The 25,386-nt window shown below is 61.7% G+C and carries 16 protein-coding genes and 4 tRNA genes; 5 read left to right on the top strand and 15 right to left on the bottom strand.

Annotation, left to right across the window (positions count from 1 at the left end):
- Window positions 1–75 precede the first annotated feature (75 nt).
- Both ACN9MY_RS16830 and ACN9MY_RS16825 read left to right on the top strand, forming a co-directional pair.
- Window positions 76–1,686, top strand: a complete 1,611-nt coding sequence (locus tag ACN9MY_RS16830; protein ID WP_426335802.1) for a tetratricopeptide repeat protein — start codon at window positions 76–78, stop codon at window positions 1,684–1,686.
- 12 nt (window positions 1,687–1,698) lie between these two features.
- A complete protein-coding gene (locus ACN9MY_RS16825) occupies window positions 1,699–3,336 on the top strand; it encodes a response regulator (protein WP_426335801.1) in 1,638 nt (545 codons plus the stop codon).
- On the opposite strand, the gene ACN9MY_RS16820 is transcribed toward ACN9MY_RS16825, so the two are convergent.
- Window positions 3,333–6,950 carry a hydantoinase B/oxoprolinase family protein gene (locus tag ACN9MY_RS16820; RefSeq protein WP_426335800.1) on the bottom strand — a complete coding sequence of 1,206 codons (3,618 nt, stop codon included), beginning with the start codon at window positions 6,948–6,950 and terminating at the stop codon, window positions 3,333–3,335. The two genes, ACN9MY_RS16825 and ACN9MY_RS16820, sit on opposite strands and share 4 nt — an antisense overlap.
- A 54-nt stretch (window positions 6,951–7,004) precedes the next feature.
- Between ACN9MY_RS16820 and ACN9MY_RS16815 the strand changes: the two genes are divergently transcribed.
- On the top strand, window positions 7,005–8,531 hold the full coding sequence (locus tag ACN9MY_RS16815; RefSeq protein ID WP_426335799.1) for an NAD(P)H-hydrate dehydratase: 1,527 nt from the start codon (window positions 7,005–7,007) through the stop codon (window positions 8,529–8,531).
- A gap of 4 nt (window positions 8,532–8,535) precedes the next feature.
- Here the strand turns inward: ACN9MY_RS16815 and ACN9MY_RS16810 are convergent, their stop codons facing one another.
- Window positions 8,536–9,234 carry an ABC transporter ATP-binding protein gene (locus ACN9MY_RS16810; protein WP_426161545.1) on the bottom strand — a complete coding sequence of 233 codons (699 nt, stop codon included), beginning with the start codon at window positions 9,232–9,234 and terminating at the stop codon, window positions 8,536–8,538.
- On the opposite strand from ACN9MY_RS16810, the gene ACN9MY_RS16805 reads away from it, so the two are divergent.
- Window positions 9,233–9,868: an arylesterase gene (locus ACN9MY_RS16805; RefSeq protein WP_426161544.1), complete on the top strand. Its 636-nt coding sequence runs from the start codon at window positions 9,233–9,235 to the stop codon at window positions 9,866–9,868. The genes ACN9MY_RS16810 and ACN9MY_RS16805 overlap by 2 nt on opposite strands.
- A complete protein-coding gene (gene mnmH, locus ACN9MY_RS16800; protein WP_426335798.1) occupies window positions 9,865–10,920 on the top strand; it encodes a tRNA 2-selenouridine(34) synthase MnmH in 1,056 nt (351 codons plus the stop codon). Before ACN9MY_RS16805 ends, mnmH begins: the two co-directional genes overlap by 4 nt.
- Here the strand turns inward: mnmH and ACN9MY_RS16795 are convergent.
- The 13 genes from ACN9MY_RS16795 to ACN9MY_RS16735 all read right to left on the bottom strand — a co-directional run bounded on the left by ACN9MY_RS16795 (window position 10,886) and on the right by ACN9MY_RS16735 (window position 25,318).
- Window positions 10,886–11,686 carry a hypothetical protein gene (locus ACN9MY_RS16795; protein ID WP_426335797.1) on the bottom strand — a complete coding sequence of 267 codons (801 nt, stop codon included), beginning with the start codon at window positions 11,684–11,686 and terminating at the stop codon, window positions 10,886–10,888. The two genes, mnmH and ACN9MY_RS16795, sit on opposite strands and share 35 nt — an antisense overlap.
- 119 nt (window positions 11,687–11,805) lie before the next feature.
- Window positions 11,806–13,710 carry a SurA N-terminal domain-containing protein gene (locus tag ACN9MY_RS16790; protein WP_426317991.1) on the bottom strand — a complete coding sequence of 635 codons (1,905 nt, stop codon included), beginning with the start codon at window positions 13,708–13,710 and terminating at the stop codon, window positions 11,806–11,808.
- A 126-nt stretch (window positions 13,711–13,836) separates the two neighbouring features.
- Window positions 13,837–13,913 (bottom strand) — tRNA-Asp (locus ACN9MY_RS16785).
- 21 nt (window positions 13,914–13,934) lie between these two features.
- Window positions 13,935–14,011 (bottom strand) — tRNA-Asp (locus ACN9MY_RS16780).
- A 38-nt stretch (window positions 14,012–14,049) separates the two neighbouring features.
- Window positions 14,050–14,125 (bottom strand) — tRNA-Val (locus tag ACN9MY_RS16775).
- Window positions 14,126–14,166: 41 nt separating this feature from the next.
- Window positions 14,167–14,439 carry an HU family DNA-binding protein gene (locus tag ACN9MY_RS16770; protein WP_055927923.1) on the bottom strand — a complete coding sequence of 91 codons (273 nt, stop codon included), beginning with the start codon at window positions 14,437–14,439 and terminating at the stop codon, window positions 14,167–14,169.
- Window positions 14,440–14,651: 212 nt separating this feature from the next.
- Window positions 14,652–17,060, bottom strand: a complete 2,409-nt coding sequence (gene lon, locus ACN9MY_RS16765) for an endopeptidase La (RefSeq protein WP_426161540.1) — start codon at window positions 17,058–17,060, stop codon at window positions 14,652–14,654.
- Between the two features lie 247 nt (window positions 17,061–17,307).
- Window positions 17,308–18,576 carry an ATP-dependent Clp protease ATP-binding subunit ClpX gene (gene clpX / locus ACN9MY_RS16760; RefSeq protein ID WP_426161539.1) on the bottom strand — a complete coding sequence of 423 codons (1,269 nt, stop codon included), beginning with the start codon at window positions 18,574–18,576 and terminating at the stop codon, window positions 17,308–17,310.
- Between the two features lie 134 nt (window positions 18,577–18,710).
- Window positions 18,711–19,328: an ATP-dependent Clp endopeptidase proteolytic subunit ClpP gene (gene clpP / locus ACN9MY_RS16755; RefSeq protein WP_055927915.1), complete on the bottom strand. Its 618-nt coding sequence runs from the start codon at window positions 19,326–19,328 to the stop codon at window positions 18,711–18,713.
- Between the two features lie 141 nt (window positions 19,329–19,469).
- The gene (gene tig, locus ACN9MY_RS16750; RefSeq protein WP_426161538.1) at window positions 19,470–20,807 is read right to left on the bottom strand and encodes a trigger factor; all 1,338 of its coding nucleotides are present in this window, start codon (window positions 20,805–20,807) and stop codon (window positions 19,470–19,472) included.
- Window positions 20,808–20,843: 36 nt separating this feature from the next.
- Window positions 20,844–20,930 (bottom strand) — tRNA-Leu (locus tag ACN9MY_RS16745).
- 231 nt (window positions 20,931–21,161) lie between these two features.
- Window positions 21,162–24,248 (bottom strand): efflux RND transporter permease subunit, encoded by a 3,087-nt coding sequence (locus ACN9MY_RS16740; RefSeq protein WP_426317990.1) that lies wholly within the window; start codon window positions 24,246–24,248, stop codon window positions 21,162–21,164.
- Window positions 24,245–25,318 (bottom strand): efflux RND transporter periplasmic adaptor subunit, encoded by a 1,074-nt coding sequence (locus tag ACN9MY_RS16735; protein WP_426317989.1) that lies wholly within the window; start codon window positions 25,316–25,318, stop codon window positions 24,245–24,247. The genes ACN9MY_RS16740 and ACN9MY_RS16735 overlap by 4 nt, the downstream gene beginning before the upstream one ends.
- Window positions 25,319–25,386: the final 68 nt, after the last annotated feature.

Here is a 25,386-nt window from a genome sequence, read left to right as displayed (position 1 = left end):
CATTTGCTGCGTTTACGCCTGTTTTTTGAGCGGCCTTGGGGTATTCTCCCTCTATGACAGCCTTCTGCCTTCAAAATGCAAGAATATAGCGACCTGTCAGTCCTGCTAATCGACCCCAACCAGCATATGCGCAGCGGAATGCACAATATGCTCGGCCAGTTGGGGATTACCCGCATCGAGCACGGCGTGAGCGCAGGCACTGCCATCCGCCACCTCGAGAAGAAGGCGTTCGACCTGGTGTTTTGCGAATACGACCTGGGCAACGAACAGGGGCAGGACGGGCAGCAGTTGCTGGAAGACCTGCGCCACCACAAGCTGATCCTCCCTTCCACCATCTTCATCATGCTCACCACCGAGGGCGTGTACGGCAAGGTGGTGAGCGCAGCGGAATTGACGCCGACCGATTACATCCTCAAGCCTTTTACAGTCGATGTGCTGGCGCAGCGCATTGCCCGGGCCGTCGACCGGCGCGCCGCCCTCCTCCCGGTGCACCGGATGATCGAACGCGACCGGCTGCACGAAGCCATCCTGGCCAGTGAAGTGTCGGCCGCGGCCAATCCGCGCTATGCGACGGAATGCGCCCGCCTGCGCGCGGAGGCGCATGCCGCGCTGGGCGAGGAGGCGCAGGCGGAAGCGATTTACCGGGAAATCCTCGAAATCCGCCCATTGGGCTGGGCCCAGCTTGGCCTGGCCCGTTGCCAGTTCGACCAGGGCCAGTTCGCTGAAACGCTGGAGACCCTGCAGCGCCTGATCGACGACAATCCCAGGTACATGGCGGCCTACGACCTCATGGCCCGCACCCAGCAGGCCCTCGGCCGCGCGGCCGATGCCCGCGCCGCGCTGGAAACTGCGGTGTCGATCTCTCCCCATGTGGTGCGCCGGCTGCGCCACATGGGCCAGGTGGCGCTTGAAGCCGGCGATCTCGATGCAGCCGAAAAGTCCTTCAAACAAGTCGTCGCCAAGTCCAGGTATTCCGAGTTTCGCGACCCCGAAGACCACGTCAACCTGGTGCGGGCCCTGGTCCGGAAAGGCGATGCCGCCGGCGCAGCCAACGCCCTGCGCGAGCTCGATCGCTCGGCGCGCAGCGGCCCGGCGACAGATGCCTGCAAGGCTTTTTCCGCCGTCCTGCTGCAGGAATTGAACGGCAATGGCGCGGCGCTGCAGTCGGAGCTGGCCAATGCCGTGCGCGCTGCCGGCGAGGCAGGTACCCTTTCCAGCGCGCTGAAACTCGGCATCGCGGAAAGCTGCCTGAAGCAAGGCATGGACGAGCAAGGCATGCAGTTGCTCGATGCGCTGGCCAGCGACCCCGCCAGCGGCATCAGCGAATCCGATACGGCGGCCGTCTACGAGCGCAGCGGCCGCGCCGAACTGGCGCAAAACCGCGGCGACAGCGTGGAACGCTACCTTGACGGCCTGGTGCGGCAGGCGGCCGCGCGCAGCGGCCAGGGCGACCAGCGTGGCGCCATCGACGTGCTCCAGGTGGCGGTCCGGCGGCGGCCCGAAAATGCCGGACTGATCTCCGCCCTCGCCTCCGCCATGCTGCGCCTGATGGGCGACAGCGGCTGGGAAGCCGCGCTGGGCGAGCAATGTGCTGCGCTGCTGATACGCATGCGCAAGGCAGATCCCCATCATCCCATGCTGGCTGCGTTATCATCACAATATGTCACCCTGCGGGGCAAACAATAAGAGACGAAGTCAATGCAATCGTATAGCGACCTGTCGGTGCTGATCATCGACCCCAACCCGGCAATGCGGGGCAACCTGCACAATATGCTGAACCAGGCCTCGATCACGCGGATCGAGTATGCCGTCAGCTCGGGCACGGCGATCCGCCAACTGACCAACAAGCGCTTTGACGTCATCCTGTGCGAGTACGACCTGGGCAGCGGCAATGAAGACAACGGCCAGGATGGCCAGCAACTACTGGAAGACCTGCGCCACCACAAGCTGATCGACCGCTCGGCCATCTTCATCATGCTGACCTCGGAGGCGGTGCAATCCAAGGTGATTGGCGCCGCAGAACTGACGCCAACCGATTACGTGCTGAAGCCCTTCACTGTCGATGGCCTGATGCAGCGCATCGGCCGAGCCGTGGAACGCCGGGCAGTATTCATGCCGGTCTATCAGCTGATCGCCCAGAGCAAGCAGCGCGAAGCCATCGATGCCTGCCAGGAAGCCGAGACTGCGAATCCGCGCTACGCCACCGAATTTGCCCGCCTGCGCGCCGAACTTCACTATGAAATCGGCGAGCTTGCGCAGGCCGAGCTGATCTACCAGTCGATCCTGATCGGCCGCCCGGCGGGCTGGGCTCAGCTTGGCCTGGCGCGATGCCAGTTCGGCCTCGAACACTATGCCGACGCAATGGGGACGCTGGAGCGCCTGCTCGAGGCCAATCCCAACATGATGGCGGCCTACGACCTGCTGGCCCGCTCGTACGAGGCCATGGGCCAGTCGCAGCAGGCGAAAAAGATCCTGGAAGATGCAGTTGCCATGTCGCCGAACATGGTGCGGCGCCTGCGCCACCTTGGCGAGGTCGCCTACGGCACCGGTGATATCTCGGCGGCGGAGAAGGCCTTCCGCCAGGTGGTGACCAAGGCCCGCTACTCCGAATTCCGCGATCCTGAAGACCACGTGAACCTGGTTCGCGCCCTGGTACGCAAGGGCGACGTCAACCAGGCTTCGGGCGTGATCCGCGATATGGAGCGCACGCTGCGCGCCAGTGCCAACACGGAAGTGTGCAAGCATATTTCTTCGGCCCTGCTGCTGGACGTGACCGGGCACGCAACCGAGGCCGCCTCCGAATTGTCCAACGCCGTCACGGCGGTCGGCATGGCGCGCGGCCTGTCGAACCGCCTGCGCATAGGGCTGGTGGATTCCTGCCTCAAGCACCGGCTGGACAAGGACGCTGCCGACGTCGTCATGCACATGATGAACGACAATGAAAAGCCGATCACCATGGAAGAAGCTGTCAGCGTCTTCGAAAAGGCAGGCCGCCACGACCTGGCGCGCGGCGTTGGCGAGAAGATCGACAACGTCATGCAGGAACTGGTCACGGAAGCGGAGTCGATGGCCCGCCAGGGCGACCATCGCGCGGCAGTGGCGACCCTGCACCAGGCCCTGCGTCGCACGCCGGGCAACCTGAAGGTGCTGTACGCGGCCGTGCAGGCCATCCTGCGCCAACTGGACGAATTGGGCTGGGAAGCACCGCTGGGCGACCAGGCGGGCGCCCTGATCGACCGCATCCGCCGTCTCGACGCCGGCAGCCCTGCGCTGGAAGCCCTGCTGATGCAGTATTCGGGCACCCAGCGCAAATACGGTATTTCGACGACCGCCTAAGCGCCCTCGCCGCCTGCCGGACCGTAACCGCCCCCGCCCGGCGTCTCGACAACGAAGATATCGCCGGGCTGCATTTCGGTCTTGCCGATGTGGCCCAGTTGTTCGATGCTGCCATCGGCACGCAGGACCGTATTGCGGCCCAAGGCCCCTGGAGCGCCGCCGGCCATGCCGAACGGCGCGTGCACGCGGTTATTCGACAGGATGGCAGCCGTCATCGGCTCCAGGAAGCGTACTTTGCGCACGCCCCCGTTGCCGCCGTGCCAGCGGCCGGCGCCGCCGGAGCCATGGCGAATTTCATAGCTTTCCAGCCGCACCGGGAAACGGAACTCCAGGATTTCCGGGTCCGTCAGGCGCGAGTTGGTCATATTGGTCTGCACCACGTCGGTACCGTTGAAGCCATCGCCGGCGCCGGAACCGCCGCTGATCGTTTCGTAATACTGGTACCTCGCGTTACCGAAGGTGAAGTTGTTCATCGTTCCCTGCGAAGCGCCCTGCACGCCAAGCGCGCCGTACAGCGCATTGGTGATGCAGGTCGAGGTTTCGACATTGCCCGATACCACCGATGCCGGGAAATGCGGGTTCAGCATCGAGCCCGGTGGAATGATCACGTGCAGCGGTTTCAGGCAGCCGGCGTTGAGCGGGATGTCATCGTCGACCAGGGTGCGGAAGACATACAGGACTGCCGCCATGCAAACGGCGGATGGCGCGTTGAAATTGTTATCCAGCTGGCTGGAAGTGCCGCTGAAGTCGATCTCGGCGCTGCGCTCGGCCGCGTTCACGCGCACCGCGACGTTGATGACCGCCCCGTTATCGAGTTTCAGCTCATAGCTGCCGTTGCGCAGGGCGCTGATCACGCGCCGCACTGCCTCTTCGGCGTTGTCCTGCACGTGGCCCATGTAGGCTCGCACCACGTCAAGGCCGAAGTGCGCGACCATCTTGCGCAGTTCTTCAACGCCCTTCTGGTTGGCGGCGACCTGGGCGCGGAAATCGGCCATGTTCTGGTCGGGATTGCGGGCCGGGTAGCGTGCACTGGCCAGCAAGGCGCGCGCCTCCGCATCGCGCAACTGGCTGCCGCTGGCGCCGTCGACCAGCTTGAAATTGTTGATCAGGACGCCTTCTTCTTCGATATTCCGCGAGTCCGGCGGCATCGAGCCCGGCGTACTGCCGCCAATGTCGGCGTGATGGCCGCGCGAGCCGACGTAGAACAGGATCGCGCTGCCTGCCTCATCGAATACGGGCGTGATGACGGTAACGTCCGGCAGGTGCGTGCCGCCGTTGTACGGATCGTTCAGCATGTAGACGTCGCCCGGATGCATCCGGCCTGCGTTTTCGCGCATGACGGTCTTGATGCTCTCGCCCATTGATCCGAGGTGCACCGGCATGTGCGGGGCATTGGCGATCAGGTTACCTTCAGCGTCGAAGATGGCGCAACTGAAGTCCAGGCGCTCCTTGATGTTGACCGAGTAGGCAGTGTTCTGCAGGCGCAGGCCCATTTGCTCTGCGATCGACATGAACAGGTTGTTGAAGATCTCCAGCATGACCGGATCGGCCGTGGTGCCAATGGCGCGGCGCACCGGCAGTGCCTCGACGCGGGTCAGCACCAGATGGTCTTGTGGCGTGACTTCGGCTTGCCAGCCCGGCTCCACGATCGTCGTGGCGTTGGTCTCGGCAATGATGGCCGGGCCCTTGATGATATCGCCGATGCGGGTCGCATCGCGTTTGAACAGGCCGGTGTCGTGCCACTGCCCGGCGCTGTACATGCGCACTGTTTGCGAAGGCTGCAGCGGTGCGTGGCGCGGCGCCTGCTGCGGCGCCGCTTCCGGCGGGGCGTTGGACTTGCCGATGGCCTCCACTGAGACCGCCTCCACAATCAGGGCCTTGGCCGGCATCAGGAAGGAGAAGCGCTTGCGATAGGCGGCTTCGAGCTGAGCCTTCATACTGTCGATGGTGCCGAACAGCACGATCAGGGCCGAATCCGTGCCCTCGTAACGCAGGTGGACACGGTGCACCACGCTGATACGCTCGCCAGCCACCGCCTGAGCGTGCAGCTCTGCCACAGCCTCCGCGGCAAGCGCCTGCAGGCGCGCTTCCAGCGCCGGCAGCGCTTCAGCCGCCAGCCGAAGTTCGACGGCGCTTTCACGCATCGCAGCCTGGTCGGCCAGGCCCATGCCGTAGGCCGACAGCACCCCGGCCAGGGAATGAATGAAGACTGTCTTCATGCCCAGCGCATCTGCAACCAGGCAGGCGTGCTGGCCGCCGGCGCCGCCAAAACTGGTCAGGGCGTACTCGGTCACGTCATGACCGCGTTGCACGGAAATCTGCTTGATGGCGTTGGCCATATTGCCGACGGCAATTTCGATGAAGCCCTCGGCCACCTGCTCCGGCGAGGACGGCGCGCCTGTCGCCGCCTGGATTTCCGCGGCCATGGCGGCGAATTTTTCGCGCACGGTTACCGCATCGAGCGCTTGCGCGCCATCGCTGCCGAACAGTTTCGGGAAGAACGCTGGCTGGATCTTGCCCAGCATTACGTTGCAGTCCGTTACAGCCAGCGGACCGCCGCGGCGATAGCTGGCCGGCCCCGGAGCGGCGCCCGCGCTGTCTGGTCCGACGCGGAAACGGCTGCCGTCGAAATGCAGGATCGAGCCGCCGCCGGCAGCAACCGTGTGAATGCTCATCATCGGCGCGCGCATGCGCACGCCGGCCACCTGGGTCTCAAACACACGCTCGAATTCGCCCGAAAAATGCGAGACATCGGTCGAAGTACCGCCCATGTCGAAGCCGATGATCTTTTCGAATCCTGCCGCCCGGCTGGCGCGCACCATGCCGACAATCCCGCCGGCCGGGCCGCTCAGGATCGAATCCTTGCCCTGGAAGGTGCGCGCGTCGGTCAGGCCGCCGTTGGACTGCATGAATTGCAGGTTCACGCCCGGCAGCTCGGATGCAACCTGGTCCACATAGCGCCGCAGGATTGGAGACAGGTAGGCATCGACCACGGTCGTATCGCCGCGCGCCACCAGCTTCATCATCGGGCTGACCAGGTGGGACACTGAGACCTGGGTATAGCCGATTTCGCGGGCAATTTGCGCCAGCGCCGCTTCATGCGCGCTGTAGCGGTAGCCATGCATCAGGACAATCGCGATCGAACGCAGCCCTTGGTCAAAGTGCGCCTGCAGGCCGGCCCGCGCCGCCGCTGCATCCAGTGCCCTGACCACTTCCCCGTGCGCGCCCATGCGCTCATCAATCTCCACCACATGCCGGTAGAGCAGTTCGGGAAGGACGATGTGGCGGTCGAACAGGCGCGGACGGTTCTGGTACGCAATGCGCAGCGCATCGCGGAAGCCGCGCGTTATCGCAAGCACGGTCGGCTCGCCCTTGCGCTCGAGCAGCGCGTTGGTGGCGACCGTTGTGCCCATCTTCACGGCCTCGACCTGCCCGACCGGGATGGCAGCGCCGCCTGCAACGCCCAGCAGATGGCGAATCCCAGCGATGGCTGCATCACGGTAGTGTTCAGGACTTTCCGACAGGAGCTTGTGGGTCATCAGGCCGCCATCGGGGCGGCGCGCCACGATGTCAGTGAAAGTACCGCCACGGTCGATCCAGAATTGCCAATCCATTGCGCTGCCTCGCTCTAATCGTGAAGCAGTTATTGTAGTGCTAGAATGCCCCGCATGACGCCCCTCTTTACGATTGCAGAACTTCGCGCGATCGAGCACGCTGCGGCGCAGCGCTTGCCCGAAGGTGCACTGATGCAGCGCGCGGGCCAGGCCGGCGCCAACCAGGCACTGGACCTGCTTCCTTTTACCATTCACCGCGCCCAGGTACTGGTGCTCGCTGGCCCGGGCAACAACGGCGGCGACGCACTGGAAACCGCAGCGCACCTCGGCCATGCCGGCGCCCAGGTCACCGTGCTGCATTTTCCGCCTGCAGACGCAGCCGCAGCGGAGCGCATCGAGGCCTTGCGCCGTGCACGCAGTTCCCCTGCCCGCTTCGCCGCAATCACCGAGGCCGCCGACGCCCGTGCCGTGGTGACTGGCACCGCCTGGACACTGATGATTGATGGCTTGTTCGGCATCGGGCTGGCCCGGCCAATCACGGGCGACTTCGCGGCGCTGGTGGCGACCGTCAACGAGCTGGCCTGCCCCATCCTCGCGCTCGACGTCCCCAGCGGCCTTGACTCGGACACCGGCGCTGTCGTTGGGGGCGGCAAGACAGGCATCGCGGTGCGCGCCACGCGCACGCTCACCTTCATCGGCGACAAGCCCGGCTTGCACACGGCCGAGGGCCGCGATCATTCGGGCGCTGTCACGGTCAGCAATCTCGACATCGAGCCCGAGCTCTTTCCGGCGCCGCGCGCGCGACTGAACGACGTGGCGCTGTTCGCCCACTGCGTGCGCCGGCGCCGCCACAGTTCGCACAAAGGAAGCCATGGCAGCGTGGCCGTGGTGGGAGGCGCACGCGGCATGGCAGGCGCGCCGATCCTGGCCGCCCGAACTGCGCTCACCAGCGGCGCCGGCCGCGTCTACGCCTGCTTCGTCGGCGAGCCGCCGGCCTTCGATGCCGCACAGCCAGAACTGATGTGCCGCAGCGCCCAGGAATATGATTTCAACAGCGCGGTGCTGGTGATCGGCCCCGGCATGGGCGGGTCCGCCTCAAGCGCCGAAATGCTGGCCAGCGCGCTGCATAGCCAAAGCCCGGCCGTACTTGACGCCGACGCGCTCAACCTGCTGGCTGGTTCCGAAGCACTGCGCACGCAACTGGCGCAGCGCAAGGCGCCGTGCATCCTGACGCCGCATCCGCTGGAGGCCGCCCGCTTGCTGGGAGTGACGGCCACCGAAATCCAGGCAGACCGCCCGTCCGCTGCACGCATGCTGGCCTCGCGGCTGGCGGCGACGGTCGTACTGAAAGGATCGGGAACAGTGCTTGCCGCCCGCAACGGGGAAATTGTGATCAATACAACCGGCAATCCGGCCCTCGCCACTGCCGGTACCGGCGACGTGCTGTCCGGCTTGTGCGGCAGCCTGCTTGCCCAGGGTTGGCCGGAATGGGAGGCAGCCCTGGCCGCGGTCTGGCTGCATGGCATGGCGGCCGACGATCTCGTCACGGAGGGTGCAGGACCCATCGGCCTGACGGCCAGCGAACTGATTCCAGCCATCCGCACCGCCGTCAACCGGCTGGCGGCGCAGCACGGCTCCTGAACAATCAGGCGATGCGCCCCGCCGCGATCGTGATGACGCGCCCGCAGCGCGCTGCGATATGGGTGTCATGCGTGACCAGCACCAGGGTCGAACCGTGTTCGCGGTTCAATTCGAACATCAGCTGGATGACGGATTCGCCAGTGGCCGCATCCAGGCTTCCTGTCGGCTCATCGGCCAGCAGCAAGGGCGGCTGCGTCACGAAGGCGCGCGCCAAGGCGACGCGCTGCTGCTCGCCGCCGGACAGGAATTTCGGATAGTGCTTCAAGCGGCTTGAAAGACCGACGCGGCCCAGCATGGCTTCCGCCTTTTCGCGCGCCGCGCCGTCGCCGGCCAGTTCAAGCGGCAGCATCACGTTTTCGACCGCCGTCAAATGAGGCAGCAACTGGAAAGACTGGAACACAAAGCCCAGTTTTTCCTTGCGCAAAGCAGCCCGGCCATCTTCATCGAGCGCGAAAATGTCCACGCCATCCAGCACCACCTTGCCCTCGGTGGGCGTATCCAGGCCCGCCAGCAGGCCAAGCAAGGTCGATTTACCGGAGCCGGAAGCCCCTACAATGGCAAGCGTTTCCGCCTTTTGCACTGTAAAATCCACTCCATGCAGGATGGTCAGTTCGCCGCTGGCGTCGGCCACCCGCTTGCCCAGGCCGGAAACGGAAATAGCCGCCTTGGCCAACTGACTGGAGGTTTGAGGAATATCACGCATGGTCATGTTCAAAAATAGTGTACGCTGCTTCGCGATGCTGATCCTGATGTTCAGCGCCGCCACGAACGCCTATTCTGCATCAAAAACCGTCCTGGTGGTGGGCGACAGCCTGTCGGCCGAATACGGCATCTCGCGCGGCGCCGGCTGGGTCGCCCTGCTCGACCAGCGGCTGAAGGACCAGAAACTGCCGGCAACTGTGGTCAACGCCAGCGTCAGCGGCGAGACGACCAGCGGCGGCCGCACCCGCTTGCCTGCCTTGCTGAGCAAGCACAAGCCGAATATCGTCATCATCGAACTGGGCGCCAACGATGGCTTGCGCGGCCTGCCGGTGGCCGCCGCCGAAACCAACCTGCGCGCCATGGTGGATGAATCGCGCAAGGCAGGTGCACAGGTGCTGCTGGTCGGCATTCGCATTCCTCCCAACTATGGCCGCGACTACGCCGACAAATTCTTCGCCATGTACGGCGCCGTGAGCAAGGATGTCAAAGTACCCCTGGCGCCCTTCATGCTTGATGGCGTCGCGCAAAAGCCCGAGCTGTTCCAGCCAGACCGCCTGCACCCGCTGGCAACGGCCCACCCTATCATCCTGGGCAATATCTGGCCCCACCTCCAGCCAATACTGAAAACAAAATGAAGTATCCAGAAATCCTGCCGATCGAAGACGTCCTGGCCCGCCTTGACGATTTCGACACCATCATCGACGCGCGCAGCCCATCCGAGTACGGGCTCGACCACCTGCCGAACGCGATCAACTGTCCGGTGCTCGACGACGAGCAGCGCATCACCGTCGGCACCATGTACAAGCAGGTCGGCTCCTTTGAAGCGAAGAAGGTCGGCGCGGCCATGGTCTCAAAGAATATCGGCCACCATATCGAGACGCTGTGGCTGGACAAGCCGCGCGACTGGAAGCCCCTCGTTTATTGCTGGCGCGGCGGCAACCGCAGCGGCTCCATGGCAACGGTGCTGGCCAAGATCGGCTGGCCCGTGGTGCAACTCGATGGCGGCTACAAGGCCTTCCGCGCCGCCATCAATGCGCAGCTTGAACGGACGCCGGAACTCGACTTCCGCGTGATCTGCGGCACCACCGGGAGCGGCAAGACCCGCCTGCTCGACACGCTGGAGGCGATCGGGGCGCAGGTGCTGGACCTGGAGCAGCTGGCGGCGCACCGCGGTTCGGTGCTGGGCAACATTCCATGCCAGCCGCAGCCTTCGCAAAAGGCCTTCGAAACCTCGATCTGGGACCGCCTGCGCCGTTTCGACCCGCAGTTTCCGGTCTTCGTCGAATCGGAAAGCCGCAAGGTGGGCAGCCTGCGCGTGCCGGGCGCGCTGATGGAACGTATGCGGGCTTCGCCCTGCATCGCCATGCAGGTGGCGCGGGAAGACCGCGTTAAGCTGCTGATCGAGGACTACCAGCATTTCGCCTGCAACGCCCCGGCGCTCAACGCGCAGCTGGAATTCCTGGTGCAGTTGCACGGCCGCGAACGCATCGAACGCTGGCAGGCCATGGCCACTGCGGGCGAGATGCCCGCCCTGGTCGACGAACTCCTGGTCGACCATTACGACCCGGCCTATCTCAAATCGATCCACCGCAACTTCGTTCAATACGACCAGGCCACTGAAGTGGCGCTTGCCGACATCTCGCCCGAATCCTTCATCGCCGCTGCGCGCAGGCTGCATGGCGCATAGCGAGCAATAGCAATCCACACAGGGTCATCGCCAGGGCGGACGGTTCCGGCACCGGCGGAATGGCCTTGGCGGCGCTCGCGCCGGCTACGACGCTCCAGCTGAGGTCCTTGGCCGTGTCGCTGCGGTTGAAGATCGACAGCGAAAAGGACTCGTCGATGCCCGGCTGTGCGCTGTCCGATCCGAAGCTTCTTGTATAAGCCGTTGCAGCGCCGGCGCCTTCAAGCCCGATATCAAAAAACCCTCCCGCCGTTGCACCGAAGGGGGCCCCGGCGCCGACTTCCTGCGTGCCGAACAGATGGCCGCTCACCACCAGCACGGAGTTGGGCGTCAGGTGTATGGTGGCGCTCCAGCTTGCCGTTCCTTCCGCGAGATACCATTGACTCAGCGGATCGCGCAGCCTGGCATGCGCATCGAAAGCGTAGTCCGTGGCGTCGGAATAGCGATTCCAATCGATAAAGATGCTGCTGGCGTACTCCATGCGGGTCGAATCGCCAAGTGCGTAGGCGCTGACCGGACCGGCACCGGCATGCACCATGGAAAACTGCTCCCGCGTTCCAAGCACTTCCGCGGCCGCACGATACTCCTGTCCCAACAAGCCCGCCGCAGCGGTTCCTCCCAGCGGATCGAGGGAATACGCGTCGAATTCGAGGTCCGACAGCTGCAGGACGATTTCGCTGGTGCCGGGCGCGGCAGGCGGTTCCTGGGCGCCGGCGGCGCCGACGCAAGCGCAGAACAGCGCAGCGAGACCTAAACGGATCATGTGCATGATGTGCTCCTCCCAAGGCATGGGCAGCGGGGCGCCGCCCCGCAGGACATTATCCGCACATAAGAAAAAGGCCGGGGTCCGTTTGCACGGACACCGGCCCTCATAGAGCGTTCAACTGCTTATTCGGCTTGCTTCTTGATCGTTGGGACCGGGTGCAGGATCTTGACCTTGGCCTTCTGCTTCAGCGCGTCGATGTAGCCTGTCATCTCTTGTTGCGCGACGATCTGGTTGATGCGCTGGCCTTCCTGTTCGCGGCGGGCAGCATCCTGCTCAGCCGGCTGGCCGACCTTGTTGATGCGGTACACGCCGTAGCCCTGGCCAGGGATTTCCACGCCAACGTAGGCTGGCAGCTTGGCGGCATCGGCCTTCATCACCGCTGCCACGGCAGCCGGGTTGATGCCGTCTGCCTTGGCGCGGGAGATCGTCTTCGCCTCGCCGAAACCAGCAGCGTCACCGGACTTCCTGGCTGCTGCCAGCTTTTCTTCGCCAGCCTTCTTCGCAGCTTTCACAGCCTCTTCCAGCGCGACCTGCTGTTTGATGGCAGCTTCGACTTCAGCCAGCGGCTTCTTGGCAGCAGGCTTGAATTCGACGATGCGGCCGGAAACCAGGGTTTGCGGTGCGACTTCAACCGCTTCGGTATTGCGCTTGTTCTTCAGCGAATCGTCGGAGAACAGAGCGGCCAGGAACTTGGCGTTGTTGAAAGGAGCCGCGCCCAGGATCGGGTTAGGCTGGCGGCGAACGCCTTCCACGGTTTCGATCTTCAGCTTCAGCTTGTCGGCAACCGGCTTCAGGCTTTCGAAATCCGAAAACACGGTATCGGTGAACTGCTCGGACATCTCCGAGTACAGCTTAGCGGCTTTCTGCTTCTTGATTTCCGCAGCGATGTCGCCCTTCACTTCATCCAGCGGCTTCAGGTGTGCCGGCTTCAGCTCCGTAACGGTGATGATGTGATAGCCAAAATCGGATTCGACCAAGTCGCTGATTTCGCCTTGCTTCAGCTTCAGGATTGCATCTTCGACCGGCTTGACGAAAGAACCCTTCACCAGCACGTCCAGGTCGCCGCCCTGGGCTGCGGAGCCCGGGTCATCCGACTTGGCCTTGGCGATCTTGGCGAAATCGCCTGGATTCTTGCGCACTTCGGCCAGCACTGCTTCGGCCTTGGCTTTCGCGGCTGCCTTGTCGCCTTCGCCCTTGATCAGGATGTGCGACGCGCGGCGCGCTTCTTCGCTCGTGAAGCGCTTCTTGTTCGATTCGTAGTAGCTGGCCACTTCCTGGTCGCTTACGGTAGCTTGTGCAGCCACGGCATCGGTGTTCAGCACGACGTACTCGATCTTGGCCGACTCAGGAATCTCGAACAGCTTGGCGTTCTTATCGTAGAAGGCCTTCACCATGTCGTCGGTAACCTTCACGTTCGGCAGGAATTGCGAGACTGGCAGGGCCATCTCCTGCACTTCACGCTCTTGCGAGCCGAAATCGGAAATCGCCTTGGAGACAGTGCGTGGCACAAAGCCGCTCAATTCCACGCCATTGGCCACCTGTTGCAGCGCCAGGTCGTGACGAACCTGCTCCTGGTGCATGCCGGCGTTCATGCCTTGAGCAGCCAGGATCTGCAGGTACTGCTCCTTGTCGAAAGTGCCATCGGCCTTGAACAGCATTGGCAGCTGCGTACTGATCGCTTCCTGGACTTTCTGCTCGCTGGTGGTCAGGTGGGCGCTGCGGATTTCCGCGTTCACGGCACGCTGGGCGATCAGCTGGTCCAGGACGTTCTGCTTGAACTCAGGAGTGTCAAAGGCCTTCTGGTCAAAATTCTTGCCCATTTGCTGGCGCATCTGGTCCAGTTGGCGGCGCTGGGCATTTTCCCATTCCTGCTGGGTCAGCGGATAGCCCGCGACTTTAGCGATGGTGTTCGCGTCTTCGCCGAACAGCTTGACGCCGCTCACGCCGACCAGCACAAACGACGGCACGATCAGGAGCGCCAGGATAATCTGCATCAGCTTTTGATGCGTACGTACGAAATCAAACATGTCAGCGTGGTTTCCTAGAGTGGAGGCTTTAAAACTGCTCGCGCGATTTTACAGGGCAGTTGCTGATGGTGCAATATGTAAAAAAGCCCCACCGTCTTTTGGACTGGTGGGGCTTTATCGGGATTCTGGCGGAGCGGACGGGGCTCGAACCCGCGACCCCCGGCGTGACAGGCCGGTATTCTAACCAACTGAACTACCGCTCCAGGTAGTGTGTGTGCGTTTGCTGGCGGAGCGGACGGGGCTCGAACCCGCGACCCCCGGCGTGACAGGCCGGTATTCTAACCAACTGAACTACCGCTCCAGCATTCACAACACAGGTACTACGTCTTGTTTAAGCCTTGGTGGGCGTTGAGAGGGTCGAACTCCCGACCTAATCCTTGTAAGGGATCCGCTCTACCAACTGAGCTAAACGCCCGCTTAAACTGCCCGGTAAGCATCACTGCTTACCGAAGGCCATTATTGTACAGCGTCTTTCAACGCTTTACCAGCTTTAAATTTAGGAACTTTTGCTGCGTCGATCTTGATCTCTTCCTTGGTGCGCGGATTGCGGCCGGTACGGGCTGCGCGCTCGCTCACGGAGAAGGTGCCAAAGCCAACCAGGGTGACGCTGTCGTTCTTGGCCAGGGTGGTGGTTACGCCATCGATCACAGCATCCAGGGCGCGTGCAGCAGCGGCCTTGGAGATGTCAGCGGAAGTCGCGATGTGGTCGATCAGTTCGGTCTTGTTCATTACAGTCCCCGTCACAAAGGTTTATATCGTTTATACCGTTTTTTATGCCGCGTTTTGATGCGTATAAAAATCTCAGGGCCGTATTAGACAGGCGGGGGTTGCACTGTGTCAAGGGTAGAAATGAAAAGGGCGCCGTTTCTGGCGCCCTTTTTTTACCGGCAAAACCGGCAAACCAGTGTCTGACCCATTGGGTCAGACACTTGCCCTCCGGTTTAATGTTTAACTACTTCACTTCCGTCGGCGGTCGCTGCGACTGCCGGCACTTCAACCGGCGCGGCCGCCTCGACGATCGGCTCCGGCTGGCGTTCCAGTGCAACTTCCAGCACCTTGTCGATCCAGCGCACCGGCACGATTTCCAGCTTGTTCTTCACATTGTCCGGAATCTCGGCCAGGTCCTTCACGTTCTGCTCAGGAATCAGCACGGTCTTGATGCCGCCGCGATGCGCTGCCAGCAGTTTTTCTTTCAATCCGCCGATCGGCAGCACTTCGCCGCGCAGCGTGATCTCGCCGGTCATCGCCACGTCCGCGCGGACTGGAATGCCGGTGAAGGTCGACACCATCGCCGTGGTCATCGCGATACCAGCCGATGGACCGTCCTTCGGCGTTGCGCCTTCCGGCACGTGGATGTGGATGTCCTGCTTTTCGAACACTTCGTTCTTGATGCCGAGGCGCGAAGCGCGGCTGCGCACCACGGTGCGTGCTGCCTCGATCGACTCCTTCATCACGTCGCCCAGGGTGCCGGTGCGAATGACGTTGCCCTTGCCAGGCATGCCAACCGATTCAATGGTCAGCAGGTCGCCGCCCACCTCGGTCCAGGCCAGGCCGACCACCTGACCCACCTGGTTGGTTTTTTCGGCCACGCCGAAGTCGTAACGGCGCACGCCCAGGAACTTGTCCAGGTTTTTCGGCGTGACGCTGACCTTCTTGTCCGACTTCTTCAGCAGCAGCATTTTCACGACCTTGCGGCAGATCTTGGAGATTTCACGCTCCAGCGAACGCACGCCCGCTTCGCGGGTGTAGTAGCGGATGATGTCGCGCACCGCTGCTTCGCTGACGGAGATTTCTTCGTCCTTCAGGCCGTTGTTCTTCACCTGCTTCGGCAACAGGTAGCGCAAGGAGATGTTGGTCTTCTCGTCTTCCGTGTAGCCGGACAGGCGGATCACTTCCATGCGGTCCAGCAGTGCCGGCGGAATGTTGTACGAGTTCGAAGTCGCCACGAACATCACGTCGGACAGGTCGAAGTCAACTTCGATGTAGTGGTCCGAGAAGGTGTGGTTCTGTTCAGGATCCAGCACTTCCAACAGGGCCGACGATGGATCGCCGCGGAAATCCGCACCCATCTTGTCGATCTCGTCCAGCAGGAACAGCGGATTGCGCACGCCGACTTTCGCCAGCGACTGCAGCACCTTGCCCGGCATGGAACCGATGTAGGTACGGCGGTGGCCGCGGATCTCGGCTTCGTCGCGCACGCCGCCCAGCGCCATGCGCACGTATTTGCGGTTGGTGGCCTTGGCGATCGACTGGCCCAGCGAGGTTTTGCCCACGCCTGGAGGACCGACGAAGCACAGGATCGGCGCCTTCAGCTTGTCCACGCGCTGCTGGACTGCCAGGTACTCGACGATGCGTTCCTTGATTTTTTCCAGGCCGTAGTGGTCGTGATCGAGCACTTTCTCAGCGTTGGCCAAGTCGTTGTTGACCTTGGACTTCTTCTTCCATGGCAGCGACACCAGGGTGTCGATATAGTTGCGCACCACGGTCGCTTCAGCCGACATCGGCGACATCAGCTTCAGCTTCTTCAGCTCGGCCTGCGCCTTTTCCAGCGCTTCCTTCGGCATCTTGGCGGCGGCGACTTTCTTCTCGAGTTCGTCGATATCGGCGCCCTCTTCGCCCTCGCCCAGCTCCTTCTGGATGGCTTTGACCTGTTCGTTCAGGTAGTACTCGCGCTGCGACTTCTCCATCTGGCGCTTGACGCGGCCACGGATGCGCTTTTCCACCTGCAGGATATCGAGCTCGCCTTCCAGCTGGCCGAGCAGGTGCTCCAGGCGCTTCGAGACTTCGATGATTTCCAGGATCACCTGCTTTTGCTCAAGCTTGAGCGGCAGGTGCGCAGCCACGGTGTCGGCCAGGCGGCCGGCGTCGTCGATGCCCGACAGCGAAGCCAGGATCTCAGGCGGGATTTTCTTGTTCAGTTTGACGTACTGGTCGAACTGCTGGACGATCGCACGGCGCATGGCCTCGATCTCCGACTCATCGCCCTGCTCGGATTCGAGCGGCATCAGGTCGGCAATGAAATGGGTTGGGCTATCGGTGATCTTCTTGATGCGTGCACGCTGGGCGCCCTCGACCAGCACCTTCACGGTGCCGTCAGGCAGCTTCAACATCTGCAGGATGTTGGCCACGCAGCCGATTTCATAGATATCCGATGGCGAAGGTTCGTCCTTGGCAGCGGCTTTCTGTGCTGCCAGCATGATGCTCTTGCCCTGCTCCATGGCAGCTTCGAGCGCCTTGATGGACTTTGGTCGGCCAACGAACAACGGAATTACCATGTGCGGGAAGACAACGACATCACGCAGTGGCAACAGAGGCAGTTGAGTTTGCTCAGTTAATTTGGTAGTTGTCATGGCGTACCTTATTTTAAAAGCTTGGTTCTGATATAGGCCCCAGCGGCCAATTCACAAGCCCTATGCTGCAATTATATTTGCTTTGAGAAAATGCAGTTTTACTCTAACTAAACGCCGCAATAAAGCCATTTTTGGAACAAAAAAAGCCACGCGCGACAGGTGATCGCGAGTGGCTTTTCGACTGAAGCCGGCGTTATGGTTATTGAGACCGATTGTAACGCCTTGCCTCAGGGATTCAAAACCCTATTTAGTTTTCCCCTGCTGCTTTTGGGGTTTCCTGATAAATCAGGAGGGGTTTTGCGCCACTGGTGATCGTATTTTCATCAATTACGACTTTGGTGACGTTCGTTTGGTTTGGCAGGTCGAACATAATGTCCAGCAGGGCGTGTTCCAGGATCGAACGCAGGCCGCGGGCGCCGGTCTTGCGGGCCAGCGCCTTGCGGGCGATGGCGTGCAAGGCGGCAGGACGGATTTCCAGTTCCGCGCCTTCCATTTCCAACAGCTTGGAGTACTGCTTGACCAGCGCGTTCTTCGGCTCGACCAGGATCTCGATCAGGGCCTCTTCAGTCAGCTCGGCCAGGGTTGCCACGACCGGCAGGCGGCCCACCAGCTCAGGGATCAGGCCGAACTTGATCAGGTCTTCCGGCTCCGCGTCCATCATCAGGTCGCTGTTCGAGCGCTGTTCCTTGCTCTTCACTTCCGCGGCAAAGCCGATACCGGACTTTTCGGAACGGTTGGAAATGATCTTGGCCAGGCCATCAAAGGCGCCGCCGCAGATGAACATGATGTTGGTGGTGTCGATCTGCACGAAGTCCTGGTTGGGATGCTTGCGGCCGCCCTGCGGAGGCACGGAAGCCATGGTGCCTTCGATCAACTTCAGCAGCGCCTGCTGCACACCCTCGCCCGATACGTCGCGGGTGATCGATGGGTTGTCGGACTTGCGGGAAATCTTGTCGATTTCGTCAATGTAGACGATGCCGCGCTGTGCTTTTTCCACATCGTAGTTGCAGCTCTGCAGCAGCTTCTGGATGATGTTTTCCACGTCTTCGCCCACATAACCGGCTTCGGTCAGGGTGGTGGCGTCGGCGATCACGAACGGCACATTGAGCATGCGCGCCAGGGTCTGGGCCAGCAGGGTCTTGCCGGAGCCGGTCGGGCCCACCAGCAGGATGTTGGACTTGGCCAGCTCGACGTCGTCCTTCTTGCCCAGGTGCTTCAGGCGCTTGTAATGGTTGTACACGGCCACGGACAGGATGCGCTTGGCAGTCGACTGGCCGATCACGTACTGGTTCAGCAGATCGGTGATTTCCTGCGGGGTTGGCAGGTCCGATTTCGCGCCCGTGACAGATTCGATGCTGGACGTCTCGTCGCGGATGATGTCATTGCACAGGTCAATGCATTCATCGCAGATGAAGACGGACGGGCCGGCAATCAGCTTCTTCACCTCGTGCTGGCTTTTGCCGCAGAACGAGCAGTAAAGGAGTTTTTCACCGCTGGAGGATTTTTTCTCTGACATGGGACTAATCTTTAGTTTTGGTGCAAGTTTACCGTGCGCACAAGCAAGAAATCCTGCGCACAACCACATGCTACCCGAAATAAAAGCAAAACGCCCGAACGTTGTAGCGTCCGGGCGTCGACTTGCAAGGACGCTTATGCGCGACTGGTCAAGACTTTGTCGATCAGGCCATATTCCGCTGCTTCGTCCGAGGACATGAAGCGGTCGCGGTCGGTATCCTTGGCGATTTGCTCGATCGACTGACCGGTGCGCTCAGCCATGATGCTGTTCAGGCGATGGCGCAGGTAGAGGATCTCTTTGGCCTGGATCTCGATGTCCGACGCCATGCCTTGCGAGCCACCGGACGGCTGGTGGATCATGATGCGGCTGTTCGGCAGCGAGAAACGCTTGCCCTTGGCGCCTGCGGCCAGCAGGAAGGCGCCCATCGAGGCGGCCATGCCGGTGCACAGGGTCGACACGTCAGGCTTGATGAACTGCATGGTGTCGAAGATCGCCAGGCCCGCGGAAACGGAACCACCTGGGGAATTGATGTACAGCGAGATGTCCTTGTCCGGATTTTCGCTTTCCAGGAACAGCAGCTGGGCAACAATCAGGTTGGCCATCTGGTCGTTGACCGGACCGACCATGAAGATCACGCGTTCCTTCAGCAGGCGCGAGTAGATATCGTACGAGCGCTCACCGCGGCCGCTTTGTTCGATCACCATCGGCACCAGGCCGAGCATTTCCGTATCGAGTGCGGGATTACGATTCATTCCAATTCCTTGTTTTGCTGCCAAACCAATAAAAACGGGGTCAGACCCAAGGGTCAGACCCCGGTCGGCGACTGCCGCGTTGCTGGGGTCTGACCCTGTGGGTCTGACCCCGGGTTACCGGTTTGGCGGTTAACCAAGCTATTAAGCTTGTACGCTTCCCATGAGTTCGTCGAAAGGAATTTCTTTCGAGACGTTCTTGCACAGGCCCAGGACGTAAGTAACGACGTTTTCTTCCAATACAAGAGCTTCGACTTCAGCCAGGCGGCGGCGATCGGAGTAGTAGTACTTCAGCACTTCGCGTGGATCTTCATAGCTTTGTGCGAAGTCTTCGATCTGTGCCTTCACCTGGTCAGGGGTAGCCTGCAGGTTCTGGTCGCCCACCAGCTTGGACAGGATCAGGCCCAGGCGCACGCGACGCTCAGCCTTGTCCTTGAACAGCTCTGGAGGGAATGGTACATCTTTTACGTTCATGCCGCGCTGGGCCATGTCCTGGCGGGTCATTTCAGCCAGGCGCTCGGTGTCTTGCGCGATCAGCGACTGCGGCACTTCCAGGGTCGCGGTCTTCACCAGGGTGTCCATCACGGCTTCTTTGTTGCGAGCCTTGACGCGGCCTGCAACTTCGCGCTCCAGGTTCACCTTGATGTCTTCGCGCATTTTGGCCAGGTCGCCGTCAGCCACGCCCAGGGACTTGGCGAACTCGGCATCGACTTCCGGCAGGTGCGCCCATTCCAGGTTCTTCAGGGTGATGGTGAACTCGGCGGTCTTGCCAGCCACGTCCTTGCCATGGTAGTCCTCTGGGAACGACAGCGGGAAGGTCTTGGATTCACCGACCTTCAGGCCGACGGTAGCGGCTTCGAATTCCGGCAGCATGCGGCCTTCGCCCAGGACGAACGGGTAGCCTTCAGCTTTACCGCCTGGGAACTCAACGCCGTCGATGGAGCCGACGAAGTCGACCGTCACGCGGTCGCCGTTAGCAGCGATCGCTTCGCCGCCGTCGCCGTGTTCGCCCTTCTCGCCCTTCACGTGGAAGTGCACGCGCTGTTTGCGCAGGATGTCGATGGTCTTGTCGATTTCTACGTCGGTCACGTTGGACTTGACGGTTTCGATCTCAACCTTGGTCAGGTCGCCGACTTCAACTTCCGGATACACTTCGAAGGTTGCGTCGAAGGACAGTTGGCCCTCTGGTGCGTCTTGTTTTGGCTCGATGCGTGGGAAACCGGCAACGCGCAGCTGGTTTTCGTTGGCTGCGTCGTTGAAAGCGCGGCCGACTTTGTCGTTCAGCACTTCGGTTTCGATCTGGTAGCCGTATTGTGCGGCAACCATCTTCATTGGCACTTTACCTGGACGGAAGCCAGGAGCACGTGCGGAGCGAGCCTGCACTTTCAGGCGCTTTTCCACTTCGGAACGCACGTCCGACAGTGGGAAGGAAATCGTCATGCGGCGTTCGAGTTTGCCCAGGGTTTCAACTGCAGTGGCCATTGTAAAAATCGTCCAATAAAAATTTAAGTGTACTTATGGTGCGAGGAGGGGGACTCGAACCCCCACACCATTGCTGGCGTCAGGACCTAAACCTGGTGCGTCTACCAATTTCGCCATCCTCGCGGCATATTTGCACAAAAGCAAAGGGCGACCTTACAGTGAAAACGGGGTCGCCCGGGGCTTTCAACTTCAACCCGGCATTCTATACGGTGTTTCTGGAGTGCGGTAGTGCTTTTTTGCGTATTGCGCAACATTTGGGCAAAACCGGCAACCCAGGTGTCTGACCCACAGGGTCAGACACCGATTCGCGGCAGCCGCAGGTCGGGTGTCAGACCCCATGGGTCTGACACCGGTTTACCGGTTTGGCCTGGGCACGCGGAACCACGCAGCATACAAAGCCGGCAAGAACAGCAACGTCAACGCAGTCGCCAGAATCAACCCACCCATGATCGCCACCGCCATTGGCCCCCAGAACACGGACCGCGACAAGGGAATCATGGCCAGCGCCGCCGCTGCCGCCGTCAGGATAATCGGACGGCAACGCCGCACAGCCGATTCCACAATCGCATCCCAGGCCGGCACACCAGCCTTGATGTCCTGCTCGATCTGGTCCACCAGGATCACCGAGTTACGGATAATCATGCCGAACAGCGCGATAATGCCCAGGTTCGCCACGAAGCCCAGCGGCCTTCCCATCACCAGCAGCGCCATCGCCGCACCCGCCACGCCGAGCGGCCCGGTCAGGAACACCAGCAGCGCACGCGAGAAGCTGTGCAACTGCAGCATCAGCAAGGTAAAGATGATGAACACGGCCAGCGGCAGGTTGGCGGCAATCGACTCCTCCGCCGCGCTGCTGTCCGAGGCGGCGCCTTTGACCTTGATCTCATAACCCGGCGGCAGCTTGGCGCGCAGTGCGTCCAGCTTCGGATTGATCTGGCCCGACACGGTTGGCCCCTGCACACCCTCCACCACGTCCGACTGAACGGTGATCGCCCATTCCCTGCCCTCGCGCCACACCACGCCCGGCTCCCACACGAAATGCACGCGCGCCAGCTGCGAGATCGGCACCGAACGCCCGCTATTGGTCGGGATGTAGGTGTCATTCAGGACCGCAATGGTACTGCGTTCGTCCAGCGGCTGGCGCACCTGGATGTCGATCAGGCGAATACCTTCGCGGAACTGGCCAATGGGCGTGCCGGAAAGGATCGTGTTCGCGGCACGCATCACTGTTTGCGAAGTCACACCCAGCGCGCGCATCTTGTCCTGGTCCAGGTCGAGGCGCAGCACCTTGATCGACTCATTCCAGTTGTCGTTGACGCCCACTGCATTGGGATTGGCACGCATGATGTCCTTCACCTGGTCGGCAATGGAACGCACGCCATCAACCTCGGTGCCAGTAATGCGGAACTGCACCGGGTACGGCACCGGCGGACCATTCGGCAGCAACTGCACGCGGCCGCGAACTTCCGGGAAGTCGGTCTTGAAGACATGGCTGATCTTCTTGCGCAATTCCTCTCGTGAATGCAGGTCCTTCGCCAGCACCACGGTTTGCGAGACGTTCGTCTGCGGGAAGATCTGGTTCAGCGGCAGGTAGAAGCGCGGGCTGCCAGTGCCGACGTAGGTCGTCACGCTTGCCACGCCTGGCTCCTTGCGGATGAATTCCTCGAATTTCTTCGCCTGGCGCTCAGTCTGCGCGAATGCAGTGCCTTCCGGCGACCACATTTCCACCATCAGTTCAGGGCGGCTGGAGTCAGGGAAGAACTGCTTCTCGATGAACTTGAAGCCGTACACGCCAAGGAAGAACACGACCAGCGTCGCCACAATCGTGGTCTTACGGTACTCCACGCACCAGTTCACGACGGCGCGGAACTTGCGGTAGCCCGGCGTATCAAACAGTTCGTGGTGTCCGCCGCCTTCCGAGTGCGGCTTCACTTTCAGCAGGATGTAGCCGATATAAGGCGTGAACACGACGGCCACGATCCACGAAGTCACCAGCGCAATCGCGTTGACGGAGAACAGCGAGAAGGTGTATTCGCCCGCCGCCGATGCGGCGAGCCCGATCGGCAGGAAGCCGGCGACGGTGATCAGGGTGCCCGTCAGCATCGGCATGGCCGTGGAGGTGTAGGCGAAGGTCGCCGCTTCCAGCCTCGAATGGCCCTCTTCCATCTTCCGCACCATCATTTCAACCGCAATGATGGCATCGTCGACCAGCAGGCCAAGCGCGATGATGAGCGCGCCCAGAGAGATCTTGTGCAGGTCAATGTCCAGGATGCGCATGAACAGGAAGGTCACCGCCAGCACCAGCGGGATTGTCAGCGCCACCACGAGGCCAGGCCGCGCGTCGAGGCGCAGCTTGGGCTTGGTGTGCAGGCCGAGCGAGACGAAGCTTACCGCCAGCACGATCAGCACCGCCTCGACCAGCGTGTGCAGGAACTCGCCCACCGACGCCGTGACAGCGGCCGGCTGGTCTGACACGCGCTCCAGCTCAATGCCGACCGGCAGCTTGGTCTTCATGGCATTGACGGTCTTTTCCAGGTCCTTGCCCATCTGGATGATGTTGCCGCCCTTCTCCATCGACACGCCCAGGCCGATGACTTCTTTGCCGTTGAAGCGCATCTTGTCGCGCGGCGGATCAAGGTATTCGCGCTTGATGGTCGCGAAGTCGCCAAGACGGAAGGTCGTGTTGTTGGCGCGCAGCTCGAGTTCTTCCAGGTCCTTGACCGTGCGCAGCGCACCCGAAACGCGCACTTGCAGGTTGTCGGTTGGCGTCACCACGACGCCGGTCGCCTCCACTACGTTCTGGGTCGTAATCTGGTTGGCAATCTGTTCGATGGTCAGTCCCAACTGGGCAAATTTCTTGTGCGAGAATTCGATGTTGATCTTCTCATCCTGCACGCCAAACAGCTCAACCTTCGATACCTTTTTCACGCCGAGAAGCTGCTGGCGCACCAGGTCCGCGTAGTCTTTCAGCTCCGCATAGGTAAAGCCATCGCCGGACAGCGCGAATATCGAGCCATAGGTATCACCGAATTCATCGTTGAATACGGGTCCTTGCACGCCCGACGGCAGCGTCGACCGGATGTCGCCGATCTTCTTGCGTACCTGATACCAGGCCTGCGCCACCTCTTTCGGCGGCGTCGACTCGCGCAAGCTAAGAATGATCAGTGTCTGGCCCGGCTTTGAATAGCTTGTGATCTCGTGGACAAACGGCGTTTCCTGCAGCTTCTTTTCCAGCTTGTCGGTAACCTGCTCGGCCATCTGCAGCGAGGTAGCGCCCGGCCAGAAGGCCTGCACCACCATGGAACGGAAGGTGAACGGCGGATCTTCATCCTGCCCCAGGTTCTTGTAGGCGAGCATGCCGCCCAGGAGCAGCACCGCAATCAGGTAGCGCGTGAGCGGGATGTGCTCCAGCGCCCAGCGCGAAAGGTTGAAGCCCTTCATTTGGCGGCTCCGAGGATGGTCACTTTCTGGCCAGGCTTCAGCAGGTTGACGCCGGCGGTGACCACGGTCTGGCCGGGCTTGACGCCGCTGCCCAGCACCAGGTCATTGCCCGATACCCCGCTCACCGTGACGGGCACCAGGCGCACCACGCCGTTCTCGACCACCCAGACGGAGGTCGCCGCCTTTTCATGGAACAGCGCCGTCAGCGGCACCTTGATCTGCGGTTGCGGCGTGCGCGAGGCGAAAGCCACCAAGGCGGTCATGCCCAGCTTGGCCTCGGCCAGGCTGGCAGGGATCGAGACGCGGAAGGCGTAGGTACGGGTGAACGGGTCTGCCACCGGCGAAATCTCGCGGATCTTGCCCGGCACCGATTTATCCGGGCTGGCCCACAGGCGCACATGCACGTCCGAGATATTGCGCAGCGTATCGACCTTGTCTTCCGGCACGCCAAACACGATTTCCTTTTCGTCGGTCTTGGCAACGCGAACTACCGGCGTCCCCGGCGATACGACTTGCCCTACTTCCGCATCCACGGCGGTGACAACGCCGTCGATGTCCGATTCAAGGCTCGCGTAGCCGGCCTGGTTGGACATGCCGCGATATGCCGCTTGCGCCGAGTCCACCTGGGCCTGCGCCGACTTGTAGGCGGACAGCTTGGCATCGAGGATGGCCTGGCTGACGAAATTCTTTTCGCGCAGCTCCTGGTAGCGCTTCAATTCTGCACTGGCCAGGTCGCGCGTGGTTTCAGCAGCGCGCAGAGCCGCCATCGACTGGGCCTGCGACAGCTTCAGGTCCTGCGGGTCGAGATCCATCAGCACCTGGCCGCGCTTGACGACGCTGCCCACATCCACTTTACGGGAGATAATCTTGCCTCCAACCCGGAACCCGAGACGCGATTCGACGCGCGAACGGACTTCACCGGAGAATTCGGCATTCACATCGATATCCGAGCTTTGCAGCACCATGGCGCGCACGGGCCGGATGTCTTCGGTCTTGGGGGCTTCTTTCGAGCAGGCTGCAAGCAGCAAGGCGCAGGCTGCAACCAGGGGTAGTTTTTTCGCTGCGAACACGATGGAATTCCTTTTTGGTGTCTCTGGCAATTGCCGGGTGTATATGTTTGCCATTATTATTTCCCGTT

It is taken from the genome of Pseudoduganella sp. R-31 (genome assembly GCF_049913235.1).
Lineage (GTDB): Bacteria > Pseudomonadota > Gammaproteobacteria > Burkholderiales > Burkholderiaceae_D > Rugamonas.
This window is presented reverse-complemented; position numbering and strand designations above follow the sequence as displayed.